The 13,567-nt window shown below is 42.7% G+C and carries 12 protein-coding genes and 1 tRNA gene; all 13 read left to right on the plus strand.

Annotated features, from left to right (window positions below; translation table 11 throughout):
- Positions 1-236 precede the first annotated feature (236 nt).
- The 13 genes from METLIM_RS08825 (at position 237) to METLIM_RS08885 (ending at position 13,567) form a co-directional block, all read left to right on the plus strand.
- The gene (locus METLIM_RS08825) at positions 237-617 is read left to right on the plus strand and encodes a roadblock/LC7 domain-containing protein (RefSeq protein WP_004077793.1); all 381 of its coding nucleotides are present in this window, start codon (positions 237-239) and stop codon (positions 615-617) included.
- Positions 618-1,244, plus strand: coding sequence for a response regulator (locus METLIM_RS08830; protein ID WP_004077795.1), 627 nt, complete (start codon positions 618-620; stop codon positions 1,242-1,244).
- 385 nt (positions 1,245-1,629) lie between these two features.
- Positions 1,630-1,703 (plus strand) — tRNA-Lys (locus tag METLIM_RS08835).
- Between the two features lie 90 nt (positions 1,704-1,793).
- The gene (locus METLIM_RS08840; RefSeq protein ID WP_004077797.1) at positions 1,794-2,069 is read left to right on the plus strand and encodes a DNA-directed RNA polymerase subunit H; all 276 of its coding nucleotides are present in this window, start codon (positions 1,794-1,796) and stop codon (positions 2,067-2,069) included.
- Positions 2,070-2,097: 28 nt separating this feature from the next.
- The gene (locus METLIM_RS08845) at positions 2,098-3,657 is read left to right on the plus strand and encodes a DNA-directed RNA polymerase subunit B'' (RefSeq protein WP_174266683.1); all 1,560 of its coding nucleotides are present in this window, start codon (positions 2,098-2,100) and stop codon (positions 3,655-3,657) included.
- A complete protein-coding gene (gene rpoB / locus METLIM_RS08850; RefSeq protein ID WP_004077800.1) occupies positions 3,654-5,483 on the plus strand; it encodes a DNA-directed RNA polymerase subunit B in 1,830 nt (609 codons plus the stop codon). Before METLIM_RS08845 ends, rpoB begins: the two co-directional genes overlap by 4 nt.
- A gap of 13 nt (positions 5,484-5,496) precedes the next feature.
- Positions 5,497-8,142, plus strand: a complete 2,646-nt coding sequence (locus METLIM_RS08855) for a DNA-directed RNA polymerase subunit A' (protein WP_004077802.1) — start codon at positions 5,497-5,499, stop codon at positions 8,140-8,142.
- Positions 8,143-8,155: 13 nt separating this feature from the next.
- Positions 8,156-9,310, plus strand: coding sequence for a DNA-directed RNA polymerase subunit A'' (gene rpoA2 / locus METLIM_RS08860; RefSeq protein ID WP_394295892.1), 1,155 nt, complete (start codon positions 8,156-8,158; stop codon positions 9,308-9,310).
- Between the two features lie 43 nt (positions 9,311-9,353).
- Positions 9,354-9,641: a 50S ribosomal protein L30e gene (locus METLIM_RS08865; protein WP_004077806.1), complete on the plus strand. Its 288-nt coding sequence runs from the start codon at positions 9,354-9,356 to the stop codon at positions 9,639-9,641.
- 2 nt (positions 9,642-9,643) lie between these two features.
- On the plus strand, positions 9,644-10,090 hold the full coding sequence (locus tag METLIM_RS08870) for a NusA-like transcription termination signal-binding factor (protein WP_004077808.1): 447 nt from the start codon (positions 9,644-9,646) through the stop codon (positions 10,088-10,090).
- Positions 10,091-10,317: 227 nt separating this feature from the next.
- Complete coding sequence (locus METLIM_RS08875; protein ID WP_004077810.1) at positions 10,318-12,243, plus strand: NADH-quinone oxidoreductase subunit 5 family protein; 1,926 nt, start codon at positions 10,318-10,320, stop codon at positions 12,241-12,243.
- Positions 12,240-13,115: an NADH-quinone oxidoreductase subunit H gene (locus tag METLIM_RS08880; RefSeq protein ID WP_004077812.1), complete on the plus strand. Its 876-nt coding sequence runs from the start codon at positions 12,240-12,242 to the stop codon at positions 13,113-13,115. Before METLIM_RS08875 ends, METLIM_RS08880 begins: the two co-directional genes overlap by 4 nt.
- A gap of 11 nt (positions 13,116-13,126) precedes the next feature.
- A complete protein-coding gene (locus METLIM_RS08885; RefSeq protein ID WP_004077814.1) occupies positions 13,127-13,567 on the plus strand; it encodes an NADH-quinone oxidoreductase subunit B family protein in 441 nt (146 codons plus the stop codon).

Raw genomic sequence — 13,567 nt, forward strand, 5'->3', positions numbered from 1 at the left:
AACGGATGACTTTTCTAAAGGACAGGACATCTATGGATATACCCCCACAATAAATTTATGCTGCACATTTATCTGAACTTTTTATGCCCGGCCAATTTGCAGGGATAATATTTACATATTTCTGCATCAATAACACTAATAAGTAATAATTTGAGATAAATTGATTATAGTGATCTTATTGCTACTAAAGATGAGCAGTTGCATCACCTGATATTTACTCTGAGGTGCCTCAACAGATGAATGAAATTGGTCCGTTAAAAGTTAAAATAAAAGGCTATATTGATGAAATAATGTCATTTAATGGCATTATGGCATGTGCCATAGTGACGACAGAGGGACAGATAATCGGAAAATCGGAATCAGAAAGGGCACCTTCATCATTTCTGGGGATAACGGCTGCTACCATGTACGCTTCATCAGAGGCAGCCTGCAGTACTTTTCATATCAGCCGCCCCGGATGTATCCAGGTAGATACATTAAATGGTGATGGCAGGATATTAATTAAGAGTTCCGGGAGAAAAATATTAATCGCCACAGTTATTAACAATTCTGCCGATATTAATGAAGTCAGAAAGATGCTCATACCCATTTCAGAAAAAGTAGGGGAGGATTTGTAAATGAACACAATTTTAGTTGTAGATGACAGCCCTATGATAGTGGATGTTTTTGTAGCCATGCTTGAGAGGGGTGGCTATAATCCGGTTGCTTCATACAGTGGCCCCGAATGTCTTGATAAATTAAAGGATATAAATCCGGATCTGATACTTCTGGACATTATGATGGAACCCATGGATGGCTGGGAAACACTTGAAAATATCAAGACAAACCCTGAAACACGTGAAATCCCCGTCATGATGCTTACTGCAAAGCAGCTCACCCCTGAAGAGGCACAGGAATATGGTGCATACATAGAAGATTATGTTATGAAGCCGACAACTCATCGCCAGTTGTATGATGCAATTGAATATATCCTTAAAAGGCGTGAGAAGATTAGTTTTGGCGTTGAGATGGCAAAGAAGGCCGGCATTGAAGATCAGATAATTGATGAATTTGAACGCCTGAGCAGAAGTGTTGATGTATCAAAAAGGCTTCTTCGCATTCTGGAATCCACATATAGTCTTGATGATGATGATGTCAGAGTAGGAGAGAATATTGAAAGAGCAATTAAAAGTATGGAGATGTCAATAAAACTCCAAGAAGAAAGACTTGAACAGATCAATAAATTATTCGGTGTTGATAAATAACAGATCTCAAATACCTCCCGAATAAATTATAAATTATCTGAAATAATGCATTGTTTTACAAATAATATTTTTATAACTCTAATTCCGAAAGTCTATCAACAGAAATATTACTCTTAAAAATCCGGATAATTCAAAAAAATAAATTTCAATACAGGATCTAAACCCCATATTTTTGTCCAGATACAGTTATTGAAGGCCGGAAAATTATATATCCTATGGAAGTAATTAGTTCTGTCAGGTTAATGTAAAGTATTCAGGGCTATTTAACAGGTATTTGCGCGATGAATTTTCATTTTGGAATGGGTGAAATTAAATACATTTAAATCGAGAGATACATTTAAATAATCATAATGCATTTTAATAATGCTGAATTAATTTCAATAATGGGCCTGTAGCTCAGTTAGGCAGAGCGCCTGACTTTTAATCAGGTGGTCGGGGGTTCAAATCCCCTCGGGCCCGTTAGCCACCAAATGTCAAAGTGTGTGGCGCTTTGTATTTTTTTATGGTGATGCATCTGAACAAAACTCGACATTTCAGCAGGTATTATTGATGAGCACCAAATATTCTGTATTAAAACACGTGATGGTTCCGGACCATCAGGTTATGAGCGAGGAGGAAGTAAATGAACTTATGTCCTTCTACAGGATCACCCGTGATCAACTGCCAAAAATTTACCATGACGACCCTTCCATTAGTGATATCAGGGATGAAAATAACAAGAAAATTGATGTAAAAATCAATAACGTAATTCGTATTATTCGTGAAAGTCAGACTGCGGGCAGGGCAGAAGCGTATCGTCTGGTCGTAAAACGGCCTAAGAAATAATTTAAATTCTTTTTAAGGGTGGTCATTTTTGTTGGATAGAAAAATTTTATCACAGTCATATTTTTCCCGCGCCCATGTGGCGAGGCACCAGCTCGATTCATACAATCATTTTCTTGAATTCAACCTCCAGAAAGTTGTTGATGAACAGAGAATTATTGAAACTGATGTTGCGCAGAGAGGTAAGGACAACGAGCCTGTATGGGTTGAGCTTGGAAATATTAGAGTAGAAAAACCAGTTGTGCGTGAAGCTGACGGTTCACAGTCAAGCCTTTATCCAAGTGAGGCAAGGCTCAGGAATCTCACATACGCTGCACCAATAAAACTTGATATGGTTCTTGTGCAGGGCGATGTAAGACAGGATCCTGTAACAACAACAATAGGTCAGCTCCCTGTGATGGTGGGATCTGCATCATGTAACCTCTATGGTCTGTCAGATAATGAAAGAATAGAGCATGGTGAGGATTCGCACGATCCAGGAGCATACTTCATTGTAAATGGTTCTGAAAGAGTACTTATGACTCTTGAAGATCTTGCGTCTAACAAGATCATGACTGAGTTTACTGAGCGTTACAGTGAGAAAATATATGTAGCAAAGGTTTTTTCACAGTACAGAGGTTACAGAGCACTTGTAATTGTTGAAAGAAACAAAAAGAATCTTCTGGATGTTTCTTTCCCGTCCGTTGCAGGACATCTTAAATTTGTAGACCTTATGCGTGCACTCGGGCTAACAAGCGATCATGATGTAGTAAATGCAGTATCAACTGATGAAGATATCCTCACATTCATGCTTCAGAATCTTGAAGAAGGAGAATGCGCAGATACTGAAGAAGGCATAATGTATGTCGGGAAGAAACTCGCTCCAAACCAGACGCGGGATTATCAACGCAAACGCGCAGAATTTGTTCTTGACAACTACCTTCTCCCTCACCTGAACGAACTTATGCCGGTTGGCATGAAAGAGGAGGATCCAGGATACCAGGATGCTTTAGAGGGTATCAGACTTGCAAAAGCTCATTTCCTCGGTCGTATGGCAGAAGCATGTTTTGATCTTGTTCTCGATAAAAGAAGAATAGATGACAAGGACCACTATTCCAATAAACGCCTAAAACTTGCAGGTGATTTAATGGAAGATCTCTTCAGGATTTCACTCAACCGTCTCACGCGCGATGTCAAATACCAGCTTGAGAGGGCCAGTATGAGACACAGAGATCTCTCAATTGCAACTGCTGTAAGAGCAGATGTTCTCACAGAGCGCCTCCTTCATCCTCTGGCTACCGGAAACTGGGTCGGTGGAAGAACAGGAGTATCCCAGCTTCTGGACAGGGTTGATCATATGGCAGTGCTTTCACACCTGAGGCGCGTAATATCACCACTGTCACGTTCACAGCCGCACTTTGAAGCGCGTGATCTTCACCCGACACAGTGGGGACGCATATGTCCATCAGAAACTCCTGAAGGACCTAATTGTGGTCTTGTGAAGAACTTTGCACAGATGGTTGAGATCTCCAAAGGCGTAAAAGATGAGAAGGCTGTATCAAGAACACTCTACAATCTTGGTGTAGAAGAGCTTAAAAGGGAATTAATATGAGCACAGGAGTTACTAAAAAATCAAGGGTTTTCGTAGACGGTGCTCTTATCGGCCTTTGCGACGGACCTGCTGAACTTGTGAGCAATGTCAGGAAAATGAGGCGCCGTGGTGAACTGTCCAATGAAATTAATATTTCCTATAAGGAATATAATGGCGACATCATCATCCACACCGATCGCGGAAGGGCAAGGCGCCCCCTTATTGTTGTTGAGGGCGGAAGGCCCCTGATGGTAAATGAGGACCTTGATGTTCTCAGGGAAGGCAAATGCGATTTTCTTGACTTTGTTGAGAGAGGACTAATTGAATTCATTGATGCTGAAGAAGAGGAAGACCTGTTAATTGCAATTAATGAAGATGACCTGACTCCCGAACATACACATCTTGAAATTGATCCCGCTCTGATTCTTGGAATCGGTGCGGCGCATGTTCCTTTCCCGGAACATAATGCATCACCACGTGTTACCATGGGTGCCGGAATGGTTAAGCAGGCCCTTGGATTTGGTGCTTCCAATATGAAGCTCCGGCCGGATACACGTGGCCATCAGCTGCATTACGTTCAGAAACCTCTTGTACACACACAGACCTCCCAGGTAATTGGATCAGATGATCGCGCAGCCGGACAGAACCTTGTTGTCGGAGTTCTCTCATATGAAGGATTCAATATTGAAGATTCACTCATATTCAACAGAGCCGCCATTGATCGCGGAGTCGGCAGGTCCCATTTCTTCAGGACATATGATGGTGAGGAGAGGCGCTACCCCGGCGGTCAGCTTGATAAAATAGAAGTTCCTGATGAGGAAGTATCAGGTTCACGCGGACCGGAATATTACCAGAACCTTGACTCCGACGGAGTGATAAATCCTGAAACTGAGGTCCATGAAAAGGATATCCTTATTGGAAAGACATCCCCTCCAAGATTCCTTGAAGAACCCAGCGGAGAACTGATTGCTGTTGAGAAGAGGCGCGACACATCTGTTACAATGAGGAGCAATGAATGCGGAATTGTTGATACCGTCATTGTAACCGAAGGTGAAAATTCATCACACCTCGTTAAGGTACGAACAAGAGATCTGCGTGTCCCTGAAGTAGGTGACAAGTTTGCATCAAGACACGGTCAGAAAGGTGTTGTCGGACTTATTGTTCCTCCGGTTGACATGCCCTTTACAGAAAGTGGTATTGCACCTGATCTCGTCATCAATCCTCATGCAATTCCTTCACGTATGACAGTCGGACACATGCTTGAAATGATTGGTGGAAAGGTAGGTTCACTTGAAGGCCGAAGAATTGACGCAACTGCTTTCAGTGGCGAACCTGAGGACAGAATTCGTAAATCCTTAAAAGAACTGGGCTTCTCGCATAATGGCCGTGAAGTCATGTATGACGGAATTACAGGCCGGCAGTTCAAGGCAGACATTTACATCGGCGTAATCTATTATCAGAAACTGTATCATATGGTTTCATCAAAGATGCACGCACGTTCAAGAGGTCCGGTTCAGGTTCTTACACGCCAGCCGACAGAAGGTCGTGCACGTGAAGGAGGTCTGAGATTTGGAGAGATGGAGCGTGATGTTCTGATAGGACACGGCGCTGCAATGGCTCTTAAAGAGCGCCTGCTTGATGAATCTGACAAGGTTGAACAGTATGTCTGCGCGAAATGTGGGATGATTGCATTCCTTGACAAAAACCGTAATGTTACAAGATGTCTTGCCTGTGGAAATGAGACAGATATTTATTCTGTTGAAATGAGTTACGCATTCAAGCTTCTGCTGGATGAAATGAAGAGTATGTGTATAGCACCAAGGATGCATCTTGAGGATCAGGTATAAGGGGGATTAATATATGACAAGTCCAAAAAGGGTAGAAAAAATAGAATTCGGTCTCTTATCTCCAAAGGATATACGCCGGACAAGTGTCAGAAAGATTATCTGGGCTGATACATATGATGATGACGGATTTCCCTATCCGCAGGGTCTTATGGATCTCCATCTGGGTGTTATAGACCCTGGTCTTCGCTGTAAAACCTGTGGCAACAGGGCAAGTGAGTGCCCAGGTCATTTCGGTCATATTGAACTTGCAAAGCCTGTCATCCATGTTGGCTATACAAGACTTATAAGAAAACTTCTCAGAGTTTCATGCCGCGAATGTGGTCGCCTGCTATTAAGTCAGGATGAGGTTCAGAAAGTTTTAGGCCCTGAAGAAGAGAGAAATGACGATGTCATCTCTGAGAAGGATATCAAAAAGGAGAGGGTCTGTCCGTACTGTGGTGAACAGCAGTTAAAGATCAATTTCGAGAAACCGACAACATTCTCTGAAGTAATGACGGATGAAAACGGCAAAAAAATTGACCACAAACTAACACCATCGGACATCCGTTCAAGACTTGAAAAAATTCCTGATGAAGATTTACATCTTCTGGGTATAAATGCCAGAGTTGCAAGACCGGAATGGACACTTCTTACTGTTCTTCCTGTGCCTCCTGTAACAATGAGGCCTTCAATTATTCTTGAAAACGGTCAGCGTTCAGAGGATGATCTGACACATAAGCTCGTAGATATTATCCGTATCAATCAGCGTTTCAAGGAAAATCAGGATGCCGGAGCACCACAGTTAATTATCGAAGATCTCTGGGAACTTCTGCAGTACCATGTAACAACATATATGGATAACGAAGTAGCAGGATGTCCTCCGGCAAGGCACAGAAGCGGCAGGCCGCTAAAGACGATATCGCAGCGTCTTAAGGGTAAAGACGGCCGTTTCCGTGGTTCACTATCCGGAAAGCGTGTTAACTTCTCTGCCCGTACTGTGATCTCACCTGATCCTAATCTTTCAATTAATGAGGTTGGTATCCCTCTTGCCATTGCAAATGAGATGAGTGTTCCAATCAGGGTAACTCCTTTTAATATCGATGAGGTCAGGCAGATGGTTACGACAGGGCCTGTGAGACCTAATCTGAATTCACCCTGTGGTGCGAACTATGCTATCAGACCTGACGGAAGGCGTGTACGTCTGACAGATATGACAAGGGAGAGTGTCGCAGAGATGCTTGAGCCTGGATGGACTGTTGACCGGCAGCTCAGGAACACCGACATTGTACTCTTCAACCGTCAGCCGTCACTGCACAGAATGAGTATCATGGCACACAGAATTGTCCTGATGGATGGCAAAACATTCCGCCTTAATCCGGCAGTATGCCCACCATACAATGCGGATTTTGATGGTGATGAGATGAACCTTCACGTTCCGCAGACCGAAGAGGCACGTGCAGAAGCGCATATGCTTGCGAGTGTCCAGGAAAATATTCTCTCGCCCCGTTTCGGCGGTCCGATTATCGGCGGAATACATGACCACATATCAGGGATATTCATCCTGACGCACACTCTAAGGTGGTTTGATAAAAAGGCAGTTCTGTATCTTCTTCAGTCCAGTACACCGGAACATCTGCCTGAACCAGGTAAGGTTGAGGACGGTATAGATTACTGGTCTAATAAACAGGTATTCTCAATGATCCTTCCGGACGGCCTTAACATGGTCTATCGTGCAAGTTCCTGTTCCAACTGTGATAAGTGCAAACAGGAAGGATGTGATCGTGATGCCTTTGTCAGGATTAAAAATGGAGAACTTATCTGCGGAACAATTGATAAAAAATCAATCGGAGCATTTGATGGAGTAATTCTTCAGAGAATTATCAGAACTGCCGGACTTGGAAGGGGAAGGCAGTTTGTTGATGACGTTACAAAACTTTCCATCCGCGGAATTATGTATGACGGTTTCTCATTCGGAATTGATGATGAAGACCTGACAAAGATCGAATACCGCCAGATTGATGAGGTTCTGGACAGTGCTGCTGATGATGTAGAAAGACGTATCAGGATCTATGAAGACGGTCAGCTTGAACCGATGCCCGGAAGAACTCTTGAAGAGACCCTTGAAATGCAGATCATGCAGGTGCTTGGAAAAGCACGTGACCGTACGGGAGATATTGCAGGGCGTCACCTCGGTCTCTCCAACAGTGCTGTGGTAATGGCAGTCAGTGGTGCAAGAGGTTCAATGCTCAACCTGACCCAGATGGCCGGATGTATCGGACAGCAGGCTGTACGTGGTGAGCGTATCACAAGAGGTTATGAGGGCAGAACACTTCCTCACTTCAAAAAAGGTGACCGTGGTTCTGAGGCTCATGGATTTGTCAGTAATAGTTACAAGAGCGGACTCAATCCAACAGAATTCTTCTTCCATGCAATAGGAGGAAGAGAGGGTCTTGTAGATACTGCGGTCCGTACATCACAGAGCGGTTATCTTCAGAGGCGTATGATCAACGCGCTTCAGGATCTGAAAGTAGGTTATGACAAGACAGTAAGAACATCAGGCGGTCGTATCATTCAGTTTAAGTACGGTGAGGATTCCACTGATCCGGCAAAGAGCTGTTATGGAGATCCGGTTGATGTGAAAGGTATTATCGAAAGTGTACTTGAAGAGGAGGTGTCCTGAGATGGATAAGAAAATGCTTAAAGAGATTGAAGATGCTGATCTTCCTTTCAAGACAAAGAATGACCTTCTGAAATACCTTGAAAGCAGAAAGATTACAAGAGAGCAGTTTGATGATATCATGGGCCGTATCAGGATCGAGTACAATAATACCAGAGTTGAACCCTGTGAAGCTGTTGGTGTTATAGCTGCCCAGTCCATTGGTGAACCGGGCACTCAGATGACCATGCGTACTTTCCACTACGCGGGTGTGGCTGAAATTAACGTCACCCTTGGTCTGCCGCGCCTTATCGAAATAATGGATGCAAGGAAAAATCCAAGCACTCCTACTATGACCATACATCTTGAAGGAGATTACTCAACAAACAGAGATATGGCGCGTGAGGTCAGCTGGCAGATTGAGGCCGCGCCGCTCCATGAATTCGGGGACATTACAACTGATATGCTTGAAATGGTTGTTGAGGTAAGACTTAACAGGGATGTATGCAAAAAGAGGAAAATATCTGTTGAAGATATCCTTGATCGTGCACCGGCCAAAATTAAGGAACGCAGCCATTACAGGGATTTTGAGTTTGAACAGGACATAGATGACGCCTGTCTGATATTCAAGCCTAAAAATCATGACAGTTATCAGAATCTTTTCACCCTTGCAGAATATGTACGAAATGTCATTGTTCAGGGCATAGATGACATTGAACGTGTTGTTGTCCGAAAGGAAAACGGAGAGTATATTCTATATACTGAAGGCTCTAATATAAAAGGTGTATTTGAGGTCGAGGGTGTAGATACATCCAGAACCAGAACAAACAACATCGCTGAAATTTCAGAAGTGCTTGGTATTGAGGCAGGCAGAAATGCAATTATCGATGAAGCTTTAAGCACACTTCGTGAACAGGGTATCCAGGTGGATGTCCGACACATTATGCTTGTTGCTGATATGATGTGCATGGAAGGTGAAGTTAAGCAGATTGGACGTCATGGTATTGCAGGTGAAAAGGAGAGTGTCCTTTCACGTGCTGCGTTTGAGGTTACTGTAAATCATCTTCTTGATGCGGCAATTGCCAATGAAGAAGATATTTTAGAAGGTGTAACTGAAAACGTCATTGTAGGACAGCCAATTCAGCTTGGAACCGGCGATGTAAAGCTTATAGCCAAAAAGAGGGTTGCCTGAATAAGGCCCCTTATTAATTAAATCTAAATTTAGGAGAATTTCAATGGATTTCGAAACGTCTCTCAGACGAGCAATCAAATCTGGTGCAGTAGTTAACGGACAGAAAGAGACCAGAAACTGTATAGAAGAAGGAAAAGCACAGATTGTGATTGTTGCTAATAATTGTCCCGGAGAATTTATAACATATCTTAAAGAAAAAGATGTTTTTGTCCACACATACAATGGATCAAGCATGCAGCTGGGTAAAACCTGCGGTAAGCCGTTTATGGTCAGCGCCCTTGCAGTTGAGGATGCAGGGGAATCTGACATTCTCTCACTTAAGAGGGCCTGATTATGGGTGAAATTGTATTGAATGAGCAGTCCCTTCAGCTGATGAAACAGTTTGAAGATATAACCGGAGCAGGAAGCCGTGACTGTATCATTGATGAGAAGAACGATCGTTTAATCTTCGTCATCAATCCTGGTGACATGGGCCGTGCAATCGGTAAACAGGGAACAAGCATTAAAAAAGCAGCAGAAGATCTCGGAAAAAAGATCGAAGTTGTGGAATTTTCAAACGAAGCTGAAGAATTCATTAAGAACTGTTTCCTTCCGGCAAGAGTAATATCTGTTGATATAACTGAAAACGATGAAGGAGAATTTATTGCACTTGTTGATGTTGCAGAGGAAGACCGTGGAATTGCAATCGGCAAAGGCGGTAAAAATATTTTTAAGGCCAACAAGCTTGCAGAAAGACAACACGATATTGTAAATGTTCAGATCATCACTGATGAGGAATGAACTTTCAATTATTTTTATAAATCTTATTTACTAGTCTGCATTTTTTAGTATATTAACAGATATTTAATTAGTCAGTATTATCTGTATTCTGATTAAATAGATCTATAACGCCGGATATCCGGTCAGCTTATTGCAAAATTAATTGAAATTGGATGTTATTCATTATCATACCAAATTGATAATGATAAATAGTGTGAAATTAGAATATAAAAAGCAGAGGGAACGTTGTGGAATCAATAATATTTCTTATTCTCTTTCCGTTGTTTGCCGGATTATTAATGCTTGTCCTGCCAAACAACGGGGTCAGGGATACAATTGTCAAAGCTGCGGCAGTTGTAACCTGCCTTGGGTCAATATATCTTCTTTTTGAATATTTTGGCCGTGGTCAGGTATTTTTTTCTATCGAAAGTGCGCTAATTGATCCGATAATAATTGCGGCTGAGGTTGCAATCGGAATTTTCATTATCGGCATCAGTGTGAAATATAAAAAATATCTCATTTCAGTGCTTGCAGCAGTGCAGCTTTTAATCATGGGATATACTGAAATTGTCTTTCAGCCGACGCATATGTCAGGTTATGATCTTTTTATTGATGAATTTTCATTAATAATGGCACTGATTATAGGTATAATCGGAAGTCTGATCTGTGTCTATGCAACCGGATATATGAGAGACTATCAGAGCCATCATAAGGACACACCTGACAACAGACCGCTGTTCTTCTTCCTGATGTTTCTTTTCCTTTCAGCAATGTTTGGAATTGTCTTTTCAAACAATATCATGTGGCTTTTCCTCTTCTGGGAGATTACAACGCTTTGTTCTTTCCTGCTCATTGCATATGCAAGGGATGAGGTGTCATGGAAGAACGGTTTTTGGGCACTGCTGTTAAATACGGTTGGAGGTGTTGCATTTGCAGGGGCTATATTATTTGTTAATGCGTATTCCACCGGAAATGACATTTATCTTAATGAACTTCTAAAGGCAAGCCCTGGAGTGGCACTTGTTGCAGCAGGGTTTATAGGATTTGCCGGGCTTACCAAGTCTGCCCAGTTGCCTTTTTCATCATGGCTTGTTGGCGCAATGGTTGCACCAACTCCAGTCTCAGCGCTTCTGCATTCAAGCACGATGGTTAAGGCAGGTGTATATGTAATTGTCAGGTTTGCACCTGTTTTTGAGGGAAATCTGGTTGGAATTGCATTTGCTGTTATTGGTGCGCTTACATTTCTTGTCGCATCCGGAATTGCCATCAGCCAGAGTAATGCAAAGAAGGTTCTTGCATATTCAACAATTGCAAATCTTGGACTGGTCGTTGCATGTGCAGGAATCGGTACTGAAGAGGCTGTATGGGCAGCAATACTGCTGATAATATTCCATGCGGTTGCCAAATCACTACTCTTCCTGGCTGTAGGATCTGTTGAGCACAAGAAGCATTCAAGGGATATTGAGGATATGGGCGGACTTATCGCAACAATGCCAAAGATTGCGCTCATGATGCTCATTGGAATGGCCGGTATGTTCCTTGCACCGTTTGGTATGCTTATCTCAAAATGGGCATCCATTCATGCATTTGTCAACGCTATGCCGCCATTCGGAATGCTGCTGATAGCAATTATTGCTTATGGAAGCGGAATGACAGTCTTTTTCTGGACTAAATGGATGGGAAGACTGATTGAAGTGAAATCTGAGAGAAATCCGATTGAAAAGGAAGCTTCAGGTGCGGAGATGGCAGCAATATACTCCCTTGGCGGTCTGACAGTTTTTGCATGCCTTTTGTTCCCGTTAATATCGTCAACTATGATTGAGCCTTATATCAACACAGTTTATAATACGGCTTCGCACCTGCTCAGCCTGAACAATATGCTGATCATGCTTATGATGGTGGTTCTTGTAATACTCCTGCCACTGAGTCTCTCCCACTTTGCAAAGGGCAGGACGCTTAAACCACAGTATATGGGTGCAAGAGCAACCGGAGATGATCTCAGATTCCTTGGCAGTATGGGTGTTATGAAGGAGACTGAATTCTCAAATTATTATTTTGAGGATATTTTCGGAGAGGAAAAACTCAATAGAATAGGCAATCTGATGACTATTGTCCTTCTTGTTGTTCTGTTCATTCTGATATCCTTCTTTATACCTCTGGAGGTGGTAATGTGAGCCTCACTCAGTTTATATTTGATAATCCGTGGATTGGCATTCTGCTGTTCATTGTACTCTCACCTTTTGTCGGAGGTATCATATTCGGACTTGACAGAATAATAACTGCAAGAATGCAGGGCAGAGTAGGGCCGCCTGTGCTTCAGCCCATATACGATATTCTCAAGCTTTTTGAGAAAGAGAAGATGGTTGTGCATGAATCACAGAATTTCTGGATATTTGGTTATCTTGTATTCATCATTATTACTGGTGCGCTCTTCTTTGCCGGAAGCGACATTCTTCTGGTGATATTTGCGCTCACCCTGGCCCATGTATTCCTGATACTTGGTGCGTTCTCGTCCGGATCTCCATATGCACATATAGGTGCCGAGCGTGAACTGATTCAGCTTATGGCTGTTGAGCCTATGATCATCATCGCGGCTGTCGGATTTTATGAAGTCACAAAATCGTTCAACACATCTGATATCCTGACTTTCGCAGATCCGCTGATTCTGACACTTCCGGGTATATTCATCGGATGCATCTATATCCTGACAGTAAAGCTGAGGAAATCTCCGTTTGATATTTCCACATCACATCATGCCCATCAGGAGCTTGTAAAAGGATTAAATACTGAATTTGCCGGGTCAACACTTGCAATGGTTGAGCTTGCCCATCTGTATGAAACGGTATTTCTCCTGGGTTTCCTGTTCCTCTTCTTTGGAATGGCTGCCCCGATAGTCGGAATTATCGTTATTGCAATAATATATCTCTTAGAGATATTTGTTGACAATGCAACGGCAAGGGTGAAATGGGGCTTTATGTTTAAAAGCTGCTGGATTATCACTGCTGTGGCCGGAGTACTGAACCTTATGGCTCTGTATATCATCTGAGGTGAAGAGATATGGCATATATTACAAAATCCCCGTGGATAATACACTATGATGCATCGAGCTGTAATGGCTGTGACATTGAGGTACTTGCATGCCTGACACCTCTCTATGATATAGAGAGGTTTGGTATCATCAATACAGGAAATCCAAAGCATGCTGATGTTTTCCTGGTTACCGGTGGTGTAAACGAACAGAATAAGCCGGTTATAAAAAATATCTATGACCAGATGCCAAAACCAAACGTTGTTGTGGCAATCGGTGTCTGTGCACTCTCCGGAGGAGTGTTCCACGACTGCTATAATCTTGCCGGAGGTGTGGACAAACTGATTCCTGTGGATGTTTATGTCCCCGGATGTGCTGCCAGACCTGAGGCAATTATTGACGGTGTTGTGAAGGCTCTGGGTATTCTTGAGAAGAAGAAGGAAGATATGAAGAATGCAGGGGGGCAATAA

This window comes from Methanoplanus limicola DSM 2279 (assembly GCF_000243255.1).
GTDB lineage: Archaea > Halobacteriota > Methanomicrobia > Methanomicrobiales > Methanomicrobiaceae > Methanoplanus > Methanoplanus limicola.

Coding starts and splice junctions, on each gene's coding strand:
- METLIM_RS08830 (WP_004077795.1), top strand. CDS start 618: ATGAACACAATTTTAGTTGTAGATGACAGCCCTATGATAGTGGATGTT.
- METLIM_RS08865 (WP_004077806.1), top strand. CDS start 9,354: ATGGATTTCGAAACGTCTCTCAGACGAGCAATCAAATCTGGTGCAGTA.
- METLIM_RS08855 (WP_004077802.1), top strand. CDS start 5,497: ATGACAAGTCCAAAAAGGGTAGAAAAAATAGAATTCGGTCTCTTATCT.
- METLIM_RS08870 (WP_004077808.1), top strand. CDS start 9,644: ATGGGTGAAATTGTATTGAATGAGCAGTCCCTTCAGCTGATGAAACAG.
- rpoB (WP_004077800.1), top strand. CDS start 3,654: ATGAGCACAGGAGTTACTAAAAAATCAAGGGTTTTCGTAGACGGTGCT.
- rpoA2 (WP_394295892.1), top strand. CDS start 8,156: ATGCTTAAAGAGATTGAAGATGCTGATCTTCCTTTCAAGACAAAGAAT.
- METLIM_RS08885 (WP_004077814.1), top strand. CDS start 13,127: ATGGCATATATTACAAAATCCCCGTGGATAATACACTATGATGCATCG.
- METLIM_RS08825 (WP_004077793.1), top strand. CDS start 237: ATGAATGAAATTGGTCCGTTAAAAGTTAAAATAAAAGGCTATATTGAT.
- METLIM_RS08840 (WP_004077797.1), top strand. CDS start 1,794: ATGAGCACCAAATATTCTGTATTAAAACACGTGATGGTTCCGGACCAT.